The following is a 20,140-nucleotide window of genomic DNA, read 5'->3' as shown; positions in this document are numbered from 1 at the left end:
TCAATCGAGCAACTGCCGCACGGCGTCAACGGCCTCGCGGCGCAGCGCGGCCAGGTCGAGGCCTGGAATCTCGCCGTTGTCCACCACGACGCGGCCGTTCACGATGTTGTACTTCACCGGCGCGGGCTCGCCGGCCGCAACCGGGGCGATTGCGTAATCGTGGAAGCCGTTGAAGCGCGGCCCGCTCACGTCGTACAGCACGAGATCGGCGGCCTGGCCCGGTTCCAGCGTGCCGACCGCGTTCAGCCCGAGCACGCGCGCGCCGCCTTGGGTGCCCCAGTGCAGCACCTCCTCGGCGGTGGTGGCCGCCGCACCGTGCGCCGCACGATGCACGAGCCAGGCGAAATTCGCTTCGTGCGTCATGCTGCCGGATTCGTTCGACGCGACACCGTCGACGCCGAGCGACACCGGCACGCCGGCCGCCGCCATGCGCGGCGCGGGCGCGATGCCGCTGCCGAGCCGCGCATTGCTGACGGGGCAGTGCGAGCAGCCGGTGCCCGTTTCGGCGAGCAGCGCGATTTCGTTCTCCTCGAGATGGACGAGGTGCGCGAACCACACATCGGGGCCGAGCCATTCGTGTTCGGCGACGAATTCGACCGGCAGCTTGCCGTAGCGCTCGCGACAGAAGTCCACGTAACGCGTCGTCTCCGACAGGTGCGAATGCAGCCGCAGGCCCATCCCGCGCGCGGCGCGTGCCACTTCGGGCAGCAGGTCGGGCGGCAGTGAGAAGGTCGGTGTCGTCGGGGCGACGACCACGCGGCGCATCGATGCCGTGCCCGCGTCGTGATAACGCGCCTTCAGGCGCTCGATGTCGGCAAGCATCTGGTCGAGCGTCTCGGGCTGCAATGCCGTGCCGGCGAAGCCCGGATGATCGCCGGCCGCCTGCAATGCGCCGCCGCGGCACAGCACGAAACGCATCCCGAAGCTGGCCGCTTCGTCGAACAGCAGGTCGCCGGTCTCGGTCGTGCCGCCCGCGTGATACAGGTAGTGGTGATCGGCGCAGGTCGTCACGCCGGACAGCAGCAGCTCCGCGAAGCCGAGGCGTGCGGCGATGCGCGCGAGTGCCGGCGTGAAGCGCGCGACACGCGGATACGGCACGGCCGCAAGCCATTCCTGCAGGCCGGCGTTGATCCCGGCCGGCACGGCCTTCAGCAGGTTCTGGAACAGATGGTGATGCGTGTTGACCCAGCCCGGGTAGACGACGCAGTCGGTCGCGTCGATCACGCGTTCGCCGGGCAGCGGTGCGAGATCAGGCGCAATCGTCTCGATCCGGCCGTCGCGGATGCGCAGGTCGGCCTGGCCGAGCCGCGCGGCGTCGCCGGTGCGGCCGCTCATGACCGCGATCGGGTTGCGGATCAGCAGCGAAGAAGAAGGAACGCTCATGGTCGGGTCTCCTCGGATACGGATAGTCGGGTTGTTGTTCGTCAGGCGCCGCGCGGGCTCGATGCCGCGCGCGGCATGCAGCCCGTCAGTCGCACTCGCGCGCCATCGGGCTGCCGTGCGCGGCGTCGGCGTGGACGTGCGATTCAACGGGGGCGGCCGCCGGCACACCGTTGAGCAGCGCGTTGAGCAGCACCGACACGAGGCACGCGAGCACGACGCCGCTGTGCAGGAACGGCTGCGTCCAGTCGGGCATGTGCGCGAACACCTTCGGCGCCATCACCGGAATCAGCGCGGTCGCGATCGTGAAGCCGACGATCAGCACGTTGTAGCGGTTGCCTTCGAAGTCGACTTTCGCGAGCGTCTGCACGCCGGCGGCGACCACCACGCCGAACATCGCGATACCGGCACCGCCGAGCGCGGCCGACGGCGTCGACGCGACGATCGCGCCGATCTTCGGCACCAGCGCGACGACGCACATCAGCACGCCGCTGACCGCGACGATCCAGCGGCTGCGCACGCCGGTCAGGATCACGAGCCCGACGTTCTCCATGAACGCGATGAACGGGAACGCGGCGAACGTGCCGGCGATCGCGCTCGCGACGCCGTTCGCCCGCAGCCCGCGCACCACGTCCTCCTCGCTCACCTGCTTCTCGACGATGTCGCCGATCGCGACGAACAGGCCCATCGACTCGACCATCTGCACGATCATCACGACGACCATCGTCAGCACCGGCACGATCGCGAACACCGGTGTGCCGAAGTGGAACGGGTAGGGCACGGTGAACCACGGCGCGGCGGCGACGTTCGTGAAGTTGCCCATCCCGAGCGCGATCGCGAGCAGGCTGCCCGCGACGAGCCCGATCAGCACCGACAGGTTGCGCAGGAACGCGTTCGCGAAGCGGTTGACCGCGAGGATTACGACCGCGACGACGAGCGCGACCGCGAGAAACGACAGCTCGCCGAACTGCAGCTTCGCCGCGTCGCCGCCGCCGGCCCACTGGTACGCGACCGGAAACAGCTGCAGCCCGATCACGGTGACGATGCAGCCGGTCACGACCGGCGGGAACAGGCGGCGCAACCGGCCGACCAGCGGCGCGGCGAAGGTCGTGATGATGCCCGCGCCGATCACCGCGCCGCACACGCCGGCGAATCCCACGCCCGGCGTCAGGCCGATCGCGATCACGGGGCCGACGCTGCTGAACGCGACGCCCTGCAGGATCGGCAGGCGCACGCCGAGTTTCCAGACGCCGACCGTTTGCAGGATCGTCGAGATGCCGGAACAGAACAGCGCGGTGCTGATCAGCACGGTCGTGTCGGCGGGCGACATCTTCAACGCCGATGCGACGATCAGCGGCACCGCGATCGCGCCGATATAGGCGACGAGCATGTGTTGCAGGCCGAGCGTCAGCATCTGGCGGCGCGGCAGGACCCGATCGACGGGATGTGAAGCAGCGTTCATGGGCGAGTCTCCTGAGGTTCGTTTGCGGGCGGGCGCGCGATGCGCCCGCCTGGCGTGCCCGTCAGGCCGCGACCGCCGCGGCGAGACAGGCATGGAAGCGGTCGGTCAGCGCGGCGCGATCGAGGTCGCGGCCGATGAAAACGATGCGTGACGAGCGCGGCTCGCACCCCCACGCCTGCGCGGCGCGCAGTTCGATCACGCCGTGCACGCCCTGCAGCACGTAGCGCTGCGCGCGGCCCTGCACGGCGAGGATGCCCTTCATCCGGAACAGGTTCGCGGTATCGGCGCGGCGCAGCTCGCCGAGCCACGCCTCGAGCGCGTCGAGATCGACGTCCGCCTCCACTTCGATGCCGACCGACGACACGCTCGCGTCGTGTTCGTGATGATCGTGATCGTCGTCGTGTGCGTGGTCGTCGTGCTCATGCTCGTGCTCGTGCGCGTGCTCGTGTTCGCCCGCATGCGGCGCATCGGCCTGCAGCCCGTCGCTCTCGACGAGGATCTGCGCGAATTCGTTCGCGCCGATGCCGAGGATGCGATCGAGATCGACCTGCGCGTAGCTCGACGTGACGATCTCCGCCGTCGTGTTCAGCGCGCGCAGCCGCGCGGTCAGCGCATCGACGTCCGGTGCGTCGACGAGGTCGACCTTGTTGATCACGATGCGGTCCGCGCAGACGATCTGGTCGACCGCCTGGTTGTCGCGGCCGTCGAGCACCAGATCGTCGAGGTGCGCGCGGATATGCTTCGCGTCGACCATCGTGACGACCGCGTCGAGCGCGACCTCCTTCGCGATCGGATCGTCGAGGAAGAAGGTCTGCGCGACCGGATACGGATCGGCGAGGCCGCTCGTCTCGACGATGATGTGATCGAGCCGGTCGGGGCGCGCGACGAGCATCCGCACGATCCGCACGAGGTCCTCGCGCACCGCGCCGACGCAGCACACGCAGCCGTTGGTCATCTCGTAGATTTCCTCGGTCGATTCGAGCACGAGGCCGCCGTCGATGCCGATCTCGCCGAACTCGTTCTCGATCACCGCGATCTTGCGGCCGTGCTTCTCGCGCAGGATGTAGTTCAGCAGCGTGGTCTTGCCCGCGCCGAGAAAGCCCGTGAGCACGGTGACCGGAATCTTCTCGACGTTGCTGTGGGTGGTGTGGATGTGGGTCATGATGCATCTCCGTTGAGTCGGTTGGGCTGCGGGTTCGGCTGTGATGCGTTTTCTTTCCAGCGATGGACGGTGCGGGAATCGAGGTCGAACAGGTCGAGCACGCGGCCGAGCGTGTGGTCGATCATCTGGTCGAGCGAAGCGGGGCGCGCGTAGAACGCCGGCACCGGCGGCGCGACGATCGCGCCCATCTCCGTGACGGTGGCCATGTTGCGCAGGTGCGTGAGCGTGTACGGCGTCTCGCGTGCGAGCAGCACGAGCCGGCGGCGCTCCTTCAGCACGACGTCGGCCGCGCGCGAGATCAGGCCGGAGGAAAGACCGCTCGCGATCTCGGCGAGCGTCTTCATCGAGCACGGCGCGACGATCATCCCGAGCGTGCGGAACGACCCGCTCGAGATCGGCGCCGCGATGTCGTCGCTGCGGTACAGCACGCTCGCGAGCGCCGTGATGTCGGACAGCCGGAAGTCGGTCTCGTGCGCCATCGTCAGTGCGGCGGCGCGCGACACGACGACGTGCGTCTCGATGTCGAGGTCGCGCAGCAGCGCGAGCAGCCGCATCCCGTACACGAAGCCGGATGCGCCGCTGATGCCGACCACGAGCCGCCGCGCGCTCATCGCGACGCTCCGCCGAGTTGCGCGATCACGTGTGCGGCACGCTGCATCGCGGCGTCGCCGACGCGTGCGCGCACGCCGTCGAAGCGCGAGCCGCGCGTCGCGTCGATCCCCATCCGCGACGTCGTGCCGTCGGCCGACGACGACGGATCGAGCGGGCTGCCGGGCAGGCCGTCGACGACGAACAGGTCGCGGTGCGGCTGGAAGTGCGTCGCGATGGCCCACAGCACCTGCGCGTCGTCGGTGATGTCGACGTCGCTGTCGACCGCGACGACGTTCTTCAGGTACGGATCCCAGCCGAGCAGCGCGAGCATGATCTGGCGCGCCTCGCCGTCGCGCGACTGCTTCAGCGCGACGTAGCAGTGAAAGTGCGTGCCGGAATTCGGATAGTGGATCGCGGTGACGGCCGGAAAGCGCGCCTTCAGCTTCTCGCTCATCTCGGCTTCGCGCGGCAGTCGCGCGAGCGTCAGGTGTTCCGCGTACGGGCCGCCGACCACGTCGATGAGCCATGCATCCTTGCGTCGCATCATCGCGTCGATGCGCAGCACGTTGTTGGTCGAGCGGTCCGACGAGTAGCCGGTGAATTCGCCGAACGGGCCTTCTTCCGCATGCGCGTCGGGATCGATCGTGCCTTCGAGCACGAACTCGGCGGCGGCCGGCACGCCGATGCCGTGGCGCGGCGTGCGCACGAGTTGCAGCGGCGCGCCGAACAGCCCGCCGGCAATCGCGCGCTCATCCGCGCCGAACGGCACGCGAGCGGCGGCCGCGAGCATGAACAGCGGATGCGCGCCGATCACCATCGCCACCTTGAGCGTGTCGCCGCGCGCCTTCGCGGTCTGCAGCATCCGCCACAGATGGCCGCGCGAATGCAGGCTCGTCGCCAGCGCGTTGCGCGCATGCGGCATCGAGCGGTGGTAGCTGAGGTTCGCGACGCCCGTCACCGGATCTTCGGCGACGATCACCGCGTTGGTCACGTAGGGCCCGCGATCGGTTTCGAAGTGGCGGATCATCGGCAACTGCGCGAGATCGACCGCGTCGCCTTCGGTCACCTGATCGAGCACGGGGCCGTGCGGCACGACGACCGGCGCGACGGGCGCGTTCGCACGCTGCTGCCACGCGTCGAACAGGCCGTTCGCATCGACGCCGAACAGCCGGCCGATGCGCGTGCGGGACGCAAATACGTTGGTGACGAGCGGTGTCGACACACCGTCGACGCGCTCGCAGACGAGCATCTCGTGCCGCCCGCGCGCGGCGAGCGACGCGACGACGGCCGTGACGTCCTGGTCGGCGGACAGCGGCTGCGCGAGCGTCAGCACGTCGTCCGGAAAGCGTTCGCGATAGGCGTTCGCGAAGTGATGAAAATCCTGCTGCTCGGCGAAAAAGCTGGACGCCATGATGCACTCCGTCGGATGCGGAAGGGGAAAGGCCGGATCGCACGCGTGTTCGATGCGGCACGCGATCCGGCTGCCGGCGCGTTACAGGTAGGTCGACGTGAGGCGCTTCTGCGCTTCGTCGAGATCCTTCGGCGGCCTGGTCGGCTCGATGCCGACGAGGCGGGCGATGTTGTTGCCCATGTAGTCCTCGAGGCCGTCCTCGTCGAGATCCATCCCTTGCGGCGCGGGCCCGCACAGCATTTCCAGCTCGCGCAGCCACATGCCGGGTTCGTTCGGCGGCGAATCGGTGCCGAACACGATCTTGTTGCGCGGCAGCTCGCGGGCGAACTCGACGATCCGCGACTGGTAGCACCAGCCCGATTCGCAGTACACGTTCGGCGTATCCATCGCCATCCAGAACGCTTCGAACGAGTAGTTGCCACCCGTCTGGATCCCGAAGTGACCGATGATGAAGTTCACCATCGGAAACTCGCGGATGATCGGATAGAACTGCGTCGGGATCGTGTACGGGCCGTCACCGGTGTGGATCAGCACGACGATGTTGTACTTCGCGCAGACCTTCATCGCGGGGCGCAGCCAGTCGAGCGCGCGATCGGGCCGGTAGCCGTGCATGTTCGCGTGCAGCTTCACCATCTTGAAGCCGTACTCCCTGATGTGGAATTCGAGTTCCGCCGCGCCGTTCTCCGGGCCCCAGCGCGGGTTGTACGTGAAGTTGCCGATGAAGCGGTCGGGGTATTTCTGCGTGAGTTCGGCGATATACGCCATGTAGTCGCGAATGCCTTCACGGCCGCGGCGGTTGCCGTCGCGATAGCCGGTGTTGCCCGGCGGCGGCTGGATGAAGCCCATGTCGATGCGGCGCGGCTTGCCGTTGATGATGTACGGGCCGTCCATCATCTTCAGCAGGCGTTCGCCGGTGAACGGTTCGCCGGTGTGGCGCCAGGCCTCGTCGACGAGGTTGGTCGGGTGCAGGTGCGTATCGATGATCATGCAATGCTCCGGAATCGGGAGAGAGGGGCGCGGGCGTCAGGCGGCGAGCAGGGCTTTCGCTTCGTCGACGGTGCGCGGCGCGGGCGTCGGTTCGAGGCCGATCATTCGCGCGGTGTTGTTGCCGAGGTAATCCTCGAGCGTGTCCTCGTCGAGATTCATCCCTTGCGGCGGATCGAAGCACAGCACCTCGAGCAGCCGCAGCCACATGCCCGGTTCGTTCGGCGGCGTGTCGGAGCCGAACAGGATCTTGTGCTTCGGCAGCACCTTCGCGAATTCGACGATCCGCGACTGCAGGCACCAGCCCGATTCGCAATACACGTTCGGCAGGTCCATCGCGAGCTGGAACGGCTCGAAGCAGTAGACGCCGCCCGTCTGCACCCCGAAGTGCGCCATGATGAAATTGACCGTCGGGAATTCCTTGATCATCGGCACCCACTCGGTCGGGATGCTGTACGGGCCGTCGCCGGTGTGCAGCTTCACGAGCACGCCGAGTTCCGCGCATTTCTTCAGCGCGGGGCGCAGCCAGTCGAGTGCGCGGTCGGGCCGGTACGCATGCATGTTGGCCTGGAACTGCACCATCTTGAAGCCGAGCTTGCGCACGTAGTGATCGATCGCGTTCACGCCGTTCTCCACCCCGCAGCGCGGGTTGTAGACGAAGCAGCCGATGAAGCGGTCGGGGTGCTTGCGCACCATCTCGACCGTGTACGCCATGTACGCGTCGATCGATTCGGTGCCCGACTTCTCGCCGTCGGTATACGTATAGATGGTGTTGCCTTGCGGCGGCTGGATGAACGCCTTGTCGACGCGGCGCGGCTTGCCGTTGATGAGGAACGGGCCGTTCATCGTCTCGATCAGGCGCTCGCCGGTGAACGGCGGGCCGTCGTGACGCCATGCGAGGTCGACGAGATTCGTCGGGTAACAGCTGGTGTCGATGATCATCTACTCGATCTCCTTGAGAGGAACCGGAAAGGCCGGTTGCCGTATCGCGGGCAGGCACGTCGATGAAGCGACCTGTCGGTCGGATTCATGCGGCCCTTTGCAAGGCGCATTATTTTTTTGCGCCTTCCCCTCGCCGGCATCGAGTGACACACTGCGACGTGCACTGCTGCTTGAGACCGAGTGTCACCAGCCGAATGTGCTCTGTACAATATTTTTTACTGACGCTCTTGATACGTTTGCGATATGGACATGCGTGTGTTGCGTTACTTCGCGGTGCTGGCCGACGAACTGCATTTCGGGCGCGCGGCCGCGCGGCTCCATATCTCGCAGCCGCCATTGAGCCAGCAGATCCGGCTGCTCGAGGAGCAGCTCGGCACTGCGCTGTTCGTACGCTCGCAGCATCGCGTCGAATTGACCGAGGCAGGGAAAACACTGAAGGAGCAGGTGCCGCTGATCGTCGCGCAGTTCGATCGCGCGATCGATCTCACGCGTTGCGCGGGGCGCGGCGAAGTGGGGCGGCTCGCGGTCGGCATCATCAGCTCGGCGATGGTCGTGCCGATTCCGCGTGCGTTGCGCGTGTTCGCCGAACGCCATCCGCACGTGCACTGGTCGCTGCACGAGATGACGCCGGCCGCGCAGATCGATGCGCTGAAGGAGAAGCGGCTCGACGTGTGCTTCTTCCGGCTGTTCCAGGACGATCCGGCGATCCGCAGCGAGATCGTGGTGCGCGAAACGGCCGTGGCCGTGCTGCCGTCAGGCCATCCGCTCGCGTCGCGCGACGCGATCGCGCTCGGCGAGCTGGCCGGCGAGCAGTTCGTGTCATTCGGCTTGCGGCATTCGCAACTGGCGCGCTTCCTGCAGCAGAGCTGTGTCGATGCGCGCTTCACGCCGCGGATCGCGCACGAGGTCGTCGAGGTGCACACGCTGCTGTCGCTGGTGCGTGAAGGGCTGGGCGTCGCGCTGCTGCCCGCGTCGTCGCGGCAGATCTCGACGGGCGGCGTCGCGTTCGTGCCGCTGCTGCCGCCGGCGCTCGAGGTGTCGCTGCAGGCGCGCTACCGCGCGGACGATACGTCCGCGGTGCTCGGCGCGTTCCTCGACACCGTGCGCGAGGTCGCGGCGGAGTTCAGCGCGTAGCGGCGCGCATCAACATGCGAGCGACTGCGCGACCAGCGTACCGATCGCGTCGACCAGCGGCTTGACGCGCGCATGGCGCTCGCGCGGCCAGATCGCGTGCAGGTTGTAGTGCGTCGGAATCGCGATCGTGCAGAGTTCGACGAGCCGTCCGTCGCGGCGCGCATCCGCGGCGAGCAGCCCGCGCACCAGCCCGGCGCCGAGCCCGGACGCGAGCGTTGCGACGAGCCCCGCCGCGTTGTCGAACACGGCGATCGTGTCCGGTTCGACGGGTTCGAGGCCCGCCGCTTCGAGCCACGGAATCCACGACCGCTTCGTATAGCCGAGCAGCGGCAGCTCCAACACCTGTTCGGGCGTGAGCGGCGCGGTCAGCCCGTAACGTTCGAGCAGCGCCGGCGCGGCCATCGCGGTCAGCCGGTCGGGGCAGACCAGCGCGCTGTCCACGCCTTCCCATTCGCCGTAGCCATAGCGCAGCGCGACATCGACGTGGTCGAATGCATCGCGATCATGGCGCGGCGCTGACAGCACCGTCAGCGTCGTGCCGTCGAGCGTGCGCATCAATGCCGGCAGCCGCGCGGGCAGCCAGCCCTGCATCAGTTCCGGATCGACGTCGAGCCGGAGTGACGGCCCGGTCGTGCGCCCCTTCACCGACGACAGTGCGCGATCGATCTGCTCGAGCCCGTCCGACAACTGGTTCGCGAACAGCGTGCCGGCATCGGTCAGCATCACGCGGCCGCCGGCGCGGGCGAACAGCGGCTGGCCGATGAATTCCTCGAGCGAGCGAATCTGCTGGCTGATCGCGCTGTGCGTGAGCGCCAGCTGGCGTGCCGCGCTGGAAAAGCTGCCGACCCGCGCAGCGTGCAGAAACGCCTGCATCGACTGGATCGAAGGGTATCGCTTGAGCATCTGTTAGTCCGACTGACAGGGATTCGACGAAATGATCGCTGGCGCACCCGCGCATCGCGTTTCGATAATGCTCCGGAACCGCGCGATGGGCGCGGGCCGACCCAGGAATGCGAATCAGGAGACCGCGCATGATCGACATCGTCGTGAACGATACACGCCATTCGCTCGAGAATGTACCGGGGGATATGCCGTTGCTGTGGGTGCTGCGCGACCGGCTCAAGCTCACCGGCACGAAGTTCGGCTGCGGCAAGGGCCTGTGCGGCGCGTGCACCGTGCATCTCGACGGGCAGGCCGTGCGCGCGTGCCTGATTCCGGCCGTCGCCGCGCACGGGCGGCACGTGACGACGATCGAGGGGTTGTCGCCGGACGGGCGGCATCCGCTGCAACTCGCATGGGTGGCCGAGGACGTGCCGCAATGCGGCTATTGCCAGCCGGGGCAGCTGATGCAGGCGGCCGCGCTGCTGAAGGGCGGGCAGCCGGTGGACGACGACGCGATCGTGCAGGCGATGTCGGGCAATATCTGCCGCTGCGGCACGTATGCACGCATTCACCGCGCGATCAAGCGTGCGGCGTCCGGCGATCCGTCGCTGAAGGCCGCGGCCGAACCCGCGAAGGAGGCGTGACATGCGCGACGATCACGCACCGGATGCACCGCATGGCGATGGCACGCCGCGCCGGCGTTTTCTCAAGCAGGGTTCGGCGCTGCTGGCCGCAGGCATCGCGATCGGCTTCCGGATGCCCGACGCGGCGGCCGCCGGCAAGCACGCGAGCGGCGATCCGCATCCGGCCGCCGGCGAATTCGAACCGAACGCGTGGGTGCGCGTGCTGCCCGACGACACGATCAAGCTCGTCGTGCACAAGCACGATTCGGGCACCGGCACGCGCACCGCGCTCGCGGCGGTGGTGGCCGAGGAGCTCGACGTCGATCCGTTCCGGGTCGACGTGATCACGCCGGAAGATCCGTTCTTCGCCGACTACCTTCATCCGCTGTGGAAAGTGTTCTCGACCGGCGGCAGCACGAGTGTCGCGATGGAGTACGACCGGCTGCGTCGAGCGGGCGCGACCGCGCGTGCGATGCTCGTCGAAGCGGCGGCGCATCAATGGGGCGTGCCCGCTTCTGCGTGTACGACGGCAGACGGCGCCGTGCTGCATGCGTCGAGCGGCCGCCGGGCGACGTACGGCGCGCTCGCGCAGGCGGCCTCGCCGTTGCCGGCGCCGAAGCAGGTCGCGCTGAAAGATCCCGCGCAGTTCCGCTACATCGGCAAGCTGCGCAAGAAGCGCGGCGCCGCGCAGAAGGCCGACGGCTCGTTTCCGTACAGCATCGACGTGTCGCTGCCGGGGATGCTGGTCGCGGTCGTCACGCGTGCGCCGGCGATCGACGGCCGCGTGCGCAGCGTCGATGCGAAGGCGGCGCTCGCGATTCCCGGCGTGCGCGACGTGCTGCAGATTCCGCCGCGCCCCGACGTGCTCGGCGGCAACCAGGCCGGCGTCGCGGTGCTCGCGGACGACTACTGGTCCGCACATCAAGGGCAGGCCGCGCTGACGATCGAATGGGAGGACAGCCTGTTCGAAACCTTCGACAGCAGCACGCTCGCCGCGCGCCAGGCCGCGTGGCTCGACGATCCGGCCGCGCGCGTCGTGCCGACGATCGCCGACGGCGATCCGGCGAAGGCCCATGCGGCCGGCGCGCGCACGATCGAGGCGTCGTATGCGATGCCGCACAAGGCCGCGAATCCGCTGGAGCCGATCAACCTCACGGTGTGGGCACGCAACGGCGGCATCGAGTACTGGGGCGGGCTGCAGGTGCCGTCGACCGCGATCGAAGCGGCGGAGGTGATCGGCGGCATTCCTTCGCATCGGGTGACGCTGCACGAGCTGGTGTCGGGCGGCAGCTTCGGCGCGCGCGAATCGAAGTACTGGCTGTTCGAGGCGACGTGGCTCGCGATGAAGACCGGCAAGCCCGTGAAGCTGATGAACAGCCGCGAGGACGAGATGCGCGCGCTGTTCTATCACGCGGCAAGCTACCACCGTGCGCACGCGGTGCTCGATGCGCAGGGCAATCTCGCGTCGCTGTGGCTGCGCGCCGTGATGCCCGCCTCGCCGCAGCAGTGGGAGCCCGGCTATCTCGAGCGCGCCGACCGGATGGATTTCAGCACGACCGAGGCCATCACGAAATGGGAGTTCGCGTATGCGGCGCCGCATCGCGACATCGGCTGGATCAGGATGGAGACGGGCGTGCCGACCGGCTGGTTCCGCGCGGTGAGCTACATCCCGAACGTGTTCGCGGTCGAATCGGTGATGGACGAGGCCGCGCACGCGGCGAAGCGCGACCCGGTCGAGTTCCGGCTCGCGCACATGCGCGACCGGCCGCGCCATGCGGCCGTGCTGCGTGAAGCGGCGCAACGAGCGGGGTGGGGCCAGCCGCTGCCGGACGGTGTCGCACTCGGCATCGCGACGAACCAGGCGTACGACAGCTATGTCGCGGTGGTCGCGCGGGTCGTGCGCAAGGACGGCGCGGTGCGCGTGGAGAAGCTGACGTGTGTCGCCGATTGCGGGATCGCGGTGTCGCCGGCCGGCGTCGACGAGCAACTGTACGGCGGCCTGATGTGGGGGCTCGGCCACGCGACGTCCGATCGCATCGACTTCCGGCACGGCCGCGTGCAGCAGTCGAACTTCGATACGTATCGCGTGATGCGGATGAGCGACATGCCCGATACCGACATTCACATCGTGCAGGGCGATCCGGCGAAGCCGGGCGGTGTCGGTGAGCTGTCGAGCCCGGCGGTGACGCCGGCGATTGCGAACGCGGTATTCCGGCTGACGGGGAAGCGGTTGCGGGAGACGCCTTTCGATTTGTCGGCGGTGGCGTAGCGTGACCGAACGTATGAAGTTTGACTCGCATCGGCCGCTATTCCGCTGATCAATGCGCCGACGTCGCAGCCGGGTCGACGTCGGCGCATGCGTTCGCCCGCATCGTCGCGCGCAAGCGCCGATTCCGCACAAGTTCTCGCGCTGCTCGCGGGTGTTTCCCACTGGTTGGTGATGCGAATTTTTACCTAAGATGAAGCCATCATGCGCGTAATTCGGTGCCTGCACGTGCATGGAGGGAGGCGGGAGGCAGCGCCGGAGCGACGCCAGCGGATGTTGCCATCATGGATGCGAAAGTGTGCGCGTCGGCTGCCAGTCTCGCGACTGCAGCGACGCCAGCGGACGCGGCGGCAATCGCCGCGCGAACGGTGCCCGGCTGCCCGGGTCGAACCGCTCCGCTGCGCCAGGCGCTGGTCGCAATCGTTTGCGTTCTGGGGGCTGCACAGGCCGTGCTTGCCGGGGCTTCCGCCGAGGCGCTCGATCCCGCCGGCACGGTGCGCATCGTTGCGCCCGCAAGCCCCGCGGATCCCGCCGGTCCGGGCGGGGCGACATCCGACACGGCCGTGCGTCAAGTCGTGCTGGGCATCGTCAGTTTCACCCGTTGGCCGACGACACCCGTGCGCCTGCATCTGTGCGTCACGGGCCGGACCGACTATGCGCGCGGCCTGACCGATACGCTGCAGGCCGGCTCGACGCTGCTCGACGTGCAGCGTGTGCGCTTCGACGATCCCGCGCTCGGCATCGCCTGCGACATCGTCTATCTCGGCAACCTGGGCGCAGAGGAGCGCGCGCGCGTGGGGGCGGCGGTGGCCGGCCATCCGGTGCTGACAATTTCGGAACACGATCCATCCTGCACCGCGGGCGGCATGTTCTGTCTCAACGTCGATGGCGAGCGCGTGTCGTTCGACATCAATCTCGACGCGGTCGCACGCAGTGGCGTGCGCGTGCATCCGAACGTGCTCAATCTTGCGCGACGGCCGGGGGCACCATGACACGGCGCGCCCCTCCGGTCCCCCTGTCGCGCGTGTCGCGCCCGACGCTGCAAAGCGTGCTGCGTCGCGCGCACCTGCGCCTCGCATTCGTCGCCGTCACGATGGCCGCCGTGTCATTGATCGTGGTGGCCGTGATTGCATTGCGTGCGTATGCCGGCAACAACCTGAACCTGCTGGCCCGCTCGCTCGGGTATACGGTGGAGGCCGCGCTCGTGTTCGGCGACCGCGTCGCGGCGGCCGAGGCGATCGGGCTGATCGCCGGCGATGAGGATGTCGCGCAGGTCGTGGTCACGGATAGCCGGGGCCAGCCGTTCGCGACGTGGCAGTTGCCTGCCGGCAGCGGGATCGCGCGGCTCGAGCGCGTCGTCGCCGACCTCGCGTTGCCGGGGCCCGTGACCGCGCCGGTGGTGCACGACGGCATCGTCGTCGGCCACGTCGTCGTGCGCGGCCGTGGGCATCAGTTCTTCGGATTCCTGCTTGGCGGCGTGGGCGGCATTCTCGGTTGCCTGGCCGTCAGCGTGATCGGTGCGTATATCAGCTCGCAGCGCCTGCTGCGCAGCATCGTTTCGCCGTTGCGCGCGCTGGCGGGCGTCGCCCACGCGGTGCGGCGCGAACGTGCGTTCGCGCAGCGCGTCGAGCCCGCATCGATTGCCGAACTCAACCAGCTCGGCGACGACTTCAATGCATTGCTCGACGAATTCGAAGAGTGGCAGAACACGCTGCGCGACGAGAACGCGTCGCTCGAACACAAGGCGACGCACGATGCGCTCACGGGGCTGCCCAACCGCGTGCAGTTCGAGTCGCGTCTCGCACTCGCCCTCGGCGAAGCCGGGGTGACGGGGCAGCGGGTCGCGATCCTGTATCTCGATTGCGACCGCTTCAAGGAAATCAACGACTGCCTCGGCCACGACGCCGGCGACGCGGTGCTCATCGGCATCGCGTCACGGCTGCGCACGCAGGTGCGCGAGACCGACCTGGTCGCGCGCCTGGGCGGCGACGAATTCGCGGTCATGCTGCCGGCCGTGCGCGACGCGGGTAGCGTATGTCGTATTGCTGACGAGATCTTGTCCGGTATGGCGCCGTCGATCGAGCTGTCCGACGGCCGCGTGGTGGCCACCATGATGAGTGCCGGCGTTGCGCTGTATCCCGATCACGCGTCGGACGCGAGCGGCTTGCTGCGGGCGGCGGATGCCGCGATGTACCGCGCCAAGCGCGCCCGGCCAGGCTCGTGGCAACTGGCCGAAGGGGTCGCGGGGGCGGCTTGAGGTCCATCGTTTCACGCTGCGGGCGAGGCCGCGGCAGTGGGTTGGAAGAGCGCTCGCGATGCGCGTGCAATCGAAGGGGTCAATGATGAACAACACGTTTCCGGTGGGCATTGGGCGCATGTGCGTCGGCAGCGCGCTGCTTTTGTGCATGCTGCTGGGAGGCTGCAAGACGCCGCCGCTTCATCGTGGATTGACGCAGACGCAGGTCACCGCGCTCAAGTCGGCCGGTTTCCAGGAAACCCAGCAGGGTTTCGAGTTCGGCTCGACCGGGCCGATCCTGTTCGATTTCGATCGCTACAACCTCAAGCCCGATGTGCGGCGGATCGTCGAACGGATCGGTCGCACGCTCCACTCGGCGGGGATCAACGGGGTACGGGTTTATGGATATTCGGACCAGGAAGGCGTGGACAAGTATGACGTCGAATTGTCCAGGCGGCGGGCGGAGGTCGTCGCCCTTGAACTGGTCGACGTGGGGCTCGATGCGAAGCGCATCGCGGTCGTCGGGAAAGGGAAGAGCGATCCGGTCGGGGACAACAAGACGCCGGGAGGCAGGGCGCAGAACCGGCGGGCGGCGATCGTGGTGTCGCCGCGGTGAGCCGATGAGGCGGCGCGTGGCGTGTCGGTATGCCGTGCCGACGCGCACGGCATACCGCCCGTTGTAACGGTTTGCCATCATTGGCCCGAACATGTCCGAGCGGTCGTGTGCAGGCGACGAGCCTTGATGTTCGCGGAATACAGGACGCTCATCGACCGAATTCGTCGTCGCCAACGGGTGGCCGCTCGATTCATTGGAAATCAAAAGCCGGATTGCCCGAATAAGATCGTGCCGCTTTCATGAACGCTGCATCGCCGGACGCGCATGCAGCGACGGACGGAACGAGTATGGCCATCGAACCCAAGGATCTGCTGCCGCACTTCGAACGCGAGATGATGCTGCTGCGCCGGTCGGTGCAGGTGTTTGCTCAACGTTTTCCGAAGATAGCCGCTCGGCTGGCGATCACCGGCGAGCATTCGGACGATCCGCACGTCGAACGCCTGTTGCAGTCGTTCGCGTTGATGGCGGCGTGTCACGACATGCGTCTCGAAGATGACGTGCCTGCGTTTACGCACGGCTTTCTCGACACGCTGCACGGCGCTTTCCTGCGCCCGTTTCCATCGTGCGCCATTGCGCAATTTCATGGCGACCGCAGCAGCGAACTCACTGCGCCACGCGTCGTGCCGCGCGGCGATCGGCTGATCGCGCCCGTCGGCAAGGAAGTATTCCGCGTCGCGGACGACATCGCGATCGTGCCGCTGACGGTGTCGTCGGTGCGTTACACGACATCGTCGATCGCGCCGCGCGACGTCGCGTTGCCGCCTGAAACGACCGGTCTGCTGACCTTCACGTTCGAGCTGACTACGCCGAAGGCGACGTTCGCCATCGTGCCGGACACCGTGCGCCTGCACTTCACCGGTGCGCGAGAAATCGTCGCGGCGCTCACCGATGCCGTGTTGCTCCTTGCCGGCCGAAGCTTCGCCGAAGCAGGCGATTCAACGCGCTGGAAGCGCCTGCCGGACGCGGCATTCACGGCCGTCGGCTTCGAGCCCGCCGATGCGCTGCTCGACGTGCAGCCGGACGACGCGCTCTGGCCGTTCCACTTGCTGATGGCGTATTGCGCGGTGCCGGAGCGCTTCGACTTTGTCGACCTGGACATGCGGGCGATCAAGCGAATCGCCGGTGGCAGCCATCGCGTCGCGCTCCACCTCGCGATCGCGGGCGTGCATCCCGATTCGCACCGCGCACAGCGCCTGGCTGCCGCCACGGCCGGCCACGTCCGGTTGTTTTGCACGCCGGTCGTCAACCTGTTTCCCGACGACGCGCAGCCGATCGAGACGCGTGCCGGTTGCGCCCATTACGCGGTGACGGCGCTCGCGCAGGCGGGCGCGCCGCGCACGGCGATCTGGTCGATCGATACCGTGCGTCAAGTTTCCGACTCGGGCACGTCGACGCTTGCGCCGTTCCGGTCGCTGCGGCATGGCACGGACAGGCGTGCCGGGTTGTTCTGGACGATGTTGCGCGACGAGGCAAGGCGGGCACCGAGGGAGCCTGTCGATCCCCGGACCAAGAAGACGGAGGTGGCCCCGCCGCCGGCTCCGGCCGACGTTGCGGGGTCGCTCCGCGGTGTCGAACTGGAACTGGTCGACCAGGATGGGCGCCCCGCCGATCCCGGCCATCGCAAGCTGGAGATCCGGCTGTCGTGTACGCAGGGCGATCTGTCCGGGATGCAGGAGCGCGAACTGGCATTGCCCGCGGGCGATCCGGCGGGCACGGTCATGCTGCTGAACCGGCCGACGTCGAGCCGGCCGCCCGCTTTCCGCTACGGGGAGTTGTGGGACCTGCTGTCGCTCCTCGTGCCGCAGGCGATCCGGCTGGACAAGGGCGGCCTGACCCAGCTCAGGCGGCTGTGTGGACGCTGGGCGGAAGACGCCGTCGACACCGGCCGGCGCTTCGATGCGCTCGTGTCGTTGTCGACCGCGCGCGTGCGGTGCTGGCTGCCCGGCAAGCCGGCGTCGGCTTTCGTGCACGGGCTGGAAGTGCGGCTGGTCGTGGACGAGCAGCGGTTCGCCGCGTTCAGCCTGAGCGGCTTCGCGCAGGTGATGGACCGCTTTTTCGCGCCCTACGTGCCGGTCACCAGTTTCGTGCAGGTCGTGCTGTTTTCGGCCGCTACCGGCGCGCCGCTTCGGCGCGGCGCCCCGCGTCCGGGCACCCAGCCGCTGGTCTAGTTTTTCGATTTTCAGGGCCCGAACGAAAACGTTTGCGGGTATCTTTCAAGCGTTCGGGTTTTACCCTACATTATCGGGGCTGCGGGCCGGCGAGCCGGCTCATGGAACCTGAGATCACACGCAAGGAACAAGAATGAGTTTCGCTCCGAACGGGGGTATTCCCAGTGGATTGGGCGGTGGTGCGCTCGGCTCGTTGAGCGCGCTCGGGGGGCTCGCCGGCCCTGTGGCGTCGAGCGTGGCCGGCAGCGTCGGGCCGCTCGCCGGCCTGGCCGGGCACGTCGACACCGTCCAGCGCGCGATGCAACTCGCGCAGACCGGCTTCTCGCTGATGGACAAGACGCCCGGCGCGATCGCCGAAGCGATCAACAGCGCCGCCAACCCCGCGCGCCTGACCCAGCTCAATCGTTACGTCACGCTCGATACACCACTCGGCCCGGATGTGCTGCTGGTCAGCGCGGCCGTCGTCGACGAGCACGTGAACCGGTTGCCGGAGATCCACCTCGACCTGCTGTCGCATCGCCACGACCTGCGCCCCGAGGACCTGATCGGCCAGCAGGTCAAGATCCGCTTCGACCAGCAGGCGCGCCTGTCGACGCTCGAACGCGTCGTTGCATCGGGCGCCGCCGACAACGACCGTTATTTCGACGGCTACGTCGCGTCGTTCGACCGGGCCGGCAACCCCGGGAACGTCACGCAATACCACCTGACGGCCGTGCCGTGGTTCTGGTTCCTGACGCGCTCGACCGACTGCCGGATCTTCCAGAACAAGACCGCGCAGGACATCCTCACCGAGATCTTCCAGGAACACGGTTTCTCCGATTTCGTGTTCGACATCCGGACGAACCAGAAGCCGCTCGAGTACGTCGTGATGTACCAGGAGAGCTACTACAACTTCTGCGCGCGGCTGATGGAGCAGGAGGGGCTCGTGTGGACGCACCGCTACGAGAAGGACAAGCATTTTCTCGTGATCGGCGACACGAACCTGCTGTTCCGCCCGATCGACGGGCTCGCCTCCGTGCCGTTCGCCGCGACCGAGGCCAGCGAGGACAGCGGCATCGACCAGTTGCATGAAGGCCGGCGCTTCGGCGTCGGCAAGGTCACGTTCCGCGACTTCAATCACCAGAATCCGTCGTCGCCGCTGATGCTGGTGGAGGCCGGGCCGCAAAACCTCAAGCACGCGCGGCTCGATGCGACCGAGCGCTTCGAGCACCAGTCGCTGTACGACCACGGCGACGACGGCCACCGCTATGCGCGTTTCGCGATGGAGGCCGAGGAGGCGCAAGCCCATCGCTATACCGGCGGCGGCTACGCGTGGCGCATGACGACGGCCGGCGCCGTGACTGTCGCGAATCACCCCGTCCTCGAGAACAACCAGGATTACGTGATCCTGCACGTGCGTCACGAGGCCGTGAACGACTATACGCAGCACAGCGCGAAGCTGCCGTACCGCAACAGCTTCTCGCTGCTGCCGAAGAAGATCCCGTACCGTGCGCCGCGCGCGACGCCGAAGCCGGTGATTCACGGCACGCAGTCGGCGATCGTCGTCGGTCCGAAGGGCGAGGAAATCTATACGAACGGCAGCGCGGTGAAGGTGCATTTCCCGTGGGACCGGCGCGGCAAGAAGGACGGCTCCGATTCGATGTGGGTGCGCGTGTCGCAACCGTGGGCGGGCGACGGCTGGGGCGCGGCCGCGATTCCGCGGATCAAGCAGGAAGTGCTGGTGGCGTTCAACCAGGGCGATCCGGATAACCCGGTGATCGTCGGCCGCGTGTTCAACGGCGAGCAGGGCAACCCGTATCACGGCGCGGCCGGCCAGACGATGGGGATCAAGAGCCAGACGCACAAGGGGCAGGGGTCGAACGAAATCCGCATGACCGACACGAACGGCATGCAGGAATTCTTCATGCACGCGCAGAAGGACATGAACACCGTCGTCGAGAACAACGAGACGCACAAGGTGCTGGGGCCGATGCGTACCGTGCTGGTGGCAACGGGGAGCGAAGAGAAGCAGATCCCGCAGGGCAACCTGACCGAGACGATCGCCGAGAAGCGCAGCACCACGGCGACTGCTGTCGAGGTCACGACGCCGGCCAAGGATGGCGGCGGCGGTACGCAGGTCTACATGGCCGAGCGCGGCATCCTGCTGAAGGTGAAGGACAGCTCCATCTCGCTCGCGCCGGAAGGCATCCGCCTCGAGCACAAGGGCTCCGTGATCCTGATGACCGACGACGGCGTGATGGTCAACGGCAAGCGCATCGATCTCAACAAATAATACGAACGAAA

General features: G+C 67.6%; 16 protein-coding genes. 8 read left to right on the top strand and 8 right to left on the bottom strand.

All coding sequences use genetic code 11. From position 1 onward, the window contains the following. The 7 genes from CFB40_RS28760 to CFB40_RS28730 all read right to left on the bottom strand — a co-directional run bounded on the left by CFB40_RS28760 (position 1) and on the right by CFB40_RS28730 (position 7,932). Complete coding sequence (locus CFB40_RS28760; RefSeq protein WP_089426884.1) at positions 1–1,383, bottom strand: amidohydrolase family protein; 1,383 nt, start codon at positions 1,381–1,383, stop codon at positions 1–3. An 85-nt stretch (positions 1,384–1,468) separates the two neighbouring features. Further along, on the bottom strand, positions 1,469–2,842 hold the full coding sequence (locus tag CFB40_RS28755) for a nucleobase:cation symporter-2 family protein (protein WP_089426885.1): 1,374 nt from the start codon (positions 2,840–2,842) through the stop codon (positions 1,469–1,471). Between the two features lie 61 nt (positions 2,843–2,903). Beyond that, positions 2,904–4,004 carry a CobW family GTP-binding protein gene (locus CFB40_RS28750; protein WP_089433097.1) on the bottom strand — a complete coding sequence of 367 codons (1,101 nt, stop codon included), beginning with the start codon at positions 4,002–4,004 and terminating at the stop codon, positions 2,904–2,906. Beyond that, positions 4,001–4,615: a UbiX family flavin prenyltransferase gene (locus tag CFB40_RS28745; protein WP_089426887.1), complete on the bottom strand. Its 615-nt coding sequence runs from the start codon at positions 4,613–4,615 to the stop codon at positions 4,001–4,003. Before CFB40_RS28745 ends, CFB40_RS28750 begins: the two co-directional genes overlap by 4 nt. Beyond that, a complete protein-coding gene (locus tag CFB40_RS28740) occupies positions 4,612–6,006 on the bottom strand; it encodes a UbiD family decarboxylase (protein WP_089433096.1) in 1,395 nt (464 codons plus the stop codon). Before CFB40_RS28740 ends, CFB40_RS28745 begins: the two co-directional genes overlap by 4 nt. An 81-nt stretch (positions 6,007–6,087) precedes the next feature. Beyond that, positions 6,088–6,993 carry an amidohydrolase family protein gene (locus tag CFB40_RS28735; protein ID WP_089426889.1) on the bottom strand — a complete coding sequence of 302 codons (906 nt, stop codon included), beginning with the start codon at positions 6,991–6,993 and terminating at the stop codon, positions 6,088–6,090. A 36-nt stretch (positions 6,994–7,029) separates the two neighbouring features. Continuing rightward, positions 7,030–7,932, bottom strand: coding sequence for an amidohydrolase family protein (locus CFB40_RS28730; protein ID WP_011354246.1), 903 nt, complete (start codon positions 7,930–7,932; stop codon positions 7,030–7,032). Positions 7,933–8,175: 243 nt separating this feature from the next. Between CFB40_RS28730 and CFB40_RS28725 the strand changes: the two genes are divergently transcribed. Further along, the gene (locus CFB40_RS28725) at positions 8,176–9,066 is read left to right on the top strand and encodes a LysR substrate-binding domain-containing protein (RefSeq protein WP_089426890.1); all 891 of its coding nucleotides are present in this window, start codon (positions 8,176–8,178) and stop codon (positions 9,064–9,066) included. A gap of 9 nt (positions 9,067–9,075) precedes the next feature. On the opposite strand, the gene CFB40_RS28720 is transcribed toward CFB40_RS28725, so the two are convergent. Continuing rightward, the gene (locus CFB40_RS28720; protein WP_089433095.1) at positions 9,076–9,969 is read right to left on the bottom strand and encodes a LysR substrate-binding domain-containing protein; all 894 of its coding nucleotides are present in this window, start codon (positions 9,967–9,969) and stop codon (positions 9,076–9,078) included. A 128-nt stretch (positions 9,970–10,097) separates the two neighbouring features. Between CFB40_RS28720 and CFB40_RS28715 the strand changes: the two genes are divergently transcribed. The 7 genes from CFB40_RS28715 to CFB40_RS28685 all read left to right on the top strand — a co-directional run bounded on the left by CFB40_RS28715 (position 10,098) and on the right by CFB40_RS28685 (position 20,129). Further along, positions 10,098–10,592 (top strand): (2Fe-2S)-binding protein, encoded by a 495-nt coding sequence (locus CFB40_RS28715; protein WP_089426892.1) that lies wholly within the window; start codon positions 10,098–10,100, stop codon positions 10,590–10,592. Between the two features lies 1 nt (position 10,593). Beyond that, positions 10,594–12,840: a xanthine dehydrogenase family protein molybdopterin-binding subunit gene (locus tag CFB40_RS28710; protein WP_089433094.1), complete on the top strand. Its 2,247-nt coding sequence runs from the start codon at positions 10,594–10,596 to the stop codon at positions 12,838–12,840. Positions 12,841–13,121: 281 nt separating this feature from the next. Then, on the top strand, positions 13,122–13,829 hold the full coding sequence (locus CFB40_RS28705) for a YfiR family protein (RefSeq protein ID WP_089433093.1): 708 nt from the start codon (positions 13,122–13,124) through the stop codon (positions 13,827–13,829). Then, the gene (locus CFB40_RS28700; protein WP_089433092.1) at positions 13,826–15,094 is read left to right on the top strand and encodes a diguanylate cyclase domain-containing protein; all 1,269 of its coding nucleotides are present in this window, start codon (positions 13,826–13,828) and stop codon (positions 15,092–15,094) included. The genes CFB40_RS28705 and CFB40_RS28700 overlap by 4 nt, the downstream gene beginning before the upstream one ends. Before the next feature lie 85 nt (positions 15,095–15,179). Next, a complete protein-coding gene (locus CFB40_RS28695) occupies positions 15,180–15,689 on the top strand; it encodes an OmpA family protein (RefSeq protein WP_089429045.1) in 510 nt (169 codons plus the stop codon). Between the two features lie 287 nt (positions 15,690–15,976). Next, positions 15,977–17,857 (top strand): type VI secretion system baseplate subunit TssF, encoded by a 1,881-nt coding sequence (gene tssF, locus CFB40_RS28690; protein ID WP_089433091.1) that lies wholly within the window; start codon positions 15,977–15,979, stop codon positions 17,855–17,857. A 133-nt stretch (positions 17,858–17,990) separates the two neighbouring features. Beyond that, a complete protein-coding gene (locus CFB40_RS28685; RefSeq protein ID WP_089433090.1) occupies positions 17,991–20,129 on the top strand; it encodes a type VI secretion system Vgr family protein in 2,139 nt (712 codons plus the stop codon). The last annotated feature ends 11 nt before the right edge of the window (positions 20,130–20,140 follow it).

This window comes from Burkholderia sp. AU31652, assembly GCF_002223155.1.
Taxonomy (GTDB): domain Bacteria; phylum Pseudomonadota; class Gammaproteobacteria; order Burkholderiales; family Burkholderiaceae; genus Burkholderia.
This window is presented reverse-complemented; position numbering and strand designations above follow the sequence as displayed.

Excerpts from the sequence above, each read along its gene's own strand:
- CFB40_RS28760 (WP_089426884.1), bottom strand. The coding sequence starts at position 1,383 with ATGAGCGTTCCTTCTTCTTCGCTGCTGATCCGCAACCCGATCGCGGTC.
- CFB40_RS28755 (WP_089426885.1), bottom strand. The coding sequence starts at position 2,842 with ATGAACGCTGCTTCACATCCCGTCGATCGGGTCCTGCCGCGCCGCCAG.
- CFB40_RS28750 (WP_089433097.1), bottom strand. The coding sequence starts at position 4,004 with ATGACCCACATCCACACCACCCACAGCAACGTCGAGAAGATTCCGGTC.
- CFB40_RS28745 (WP_089426887.1), bottom strand. The coding sequence starts at position 4,615 with ATGAGCGCGCGGCGGCTCGTGGTCGGCATCAGCGGCGCATCCGGCTTC.
- CFB40_RS28740 (WP_089433096.1), bottom strand. The coding sequence starts at position 6,006 with ATGGCGTCCAGCTTTTTCGCCGAGCAGCAGGATTTTCATCACTTCGCG.
- CFB40_RS28735 (WP_089426889.1), bottom strand. The coding sequence starts at position 6,993 with ATGATCATCGATACGCACCTGCACCCGACCAACCTCGTCGACGAGGCC.
- CFB40_RS28730 (WP_011354246.1), bottom strand. The coding sequence starts at position 7,932 with ATGATCATCGACACCAGCTGTTACCCGACGAATCTCGTCGACCTCGCA.
- CFB40_RS28725 (WP_089426890.1), top strand. The coding sequence starts at position 8,176 with ATGGACATGCGTGTGTTGCGTTACTTCGCGGTGCTGGCCGACGAACTG.
- CFB40_RS28720 (WP_089433095.1), bottom strand. The coding sequence starts at position 9,969 with ATGCTCAAGCGATACCCTTCGATCCAGTCGATGCAGGCGTTTCTGCAC.
- CFB40_RS28715 (WP_089426892.1), top strand. The coding sequence starts at position 10,098 with ATGATCGACATCGTCGTGAACGATACACGCCATTCGCTCGAGAATGTA.
- CFB40_RS28710 (WP_089433094.1), top strand. The coding sequence starts at position 10,594 with ATGCGCGACGATCACGCACCGGATGCACCGCATGGCGATGGCACGCCG.
- CFB40_RS28705 (WP_089433093.1), top strand. The coding sequence starts at position 13,122 with ATGGATGCGAAAGTGTGCGCGTCGGCTGCCAGTCTCGCGACTGCAGCG.
- CFB40_RS28700 (WP_089433092.1), top strand. The coding sequence starts at position 13,826 with ATGACACGGCGCGCCCCTCCGGTCCCCCTGTCGCGCGTGTCGCGCCCG.
- CFB40_RS28695 (WP_089429045.1), top strand. The coding sequence starts at position 15,180 with ATGAACAACACGTTTCCGGTGGGCATTGGGCGCATGTGCGTCGGCAGC.
- tssF (WP_089433091.1), top strand. The coding sequence starts at position 15,977 with ATGGCCATCGAACCCAAGGATCTGCTGCCGCACTTCGAACGCGAGATG.
- CFB40_RS28685 (WP_089433090.1), top strand. The coding sequence starts at position 17,991 with ATGAGTTTCGCTCCGAACGGGGGTATTCCCAGTGGATTGGGCGGTGGT.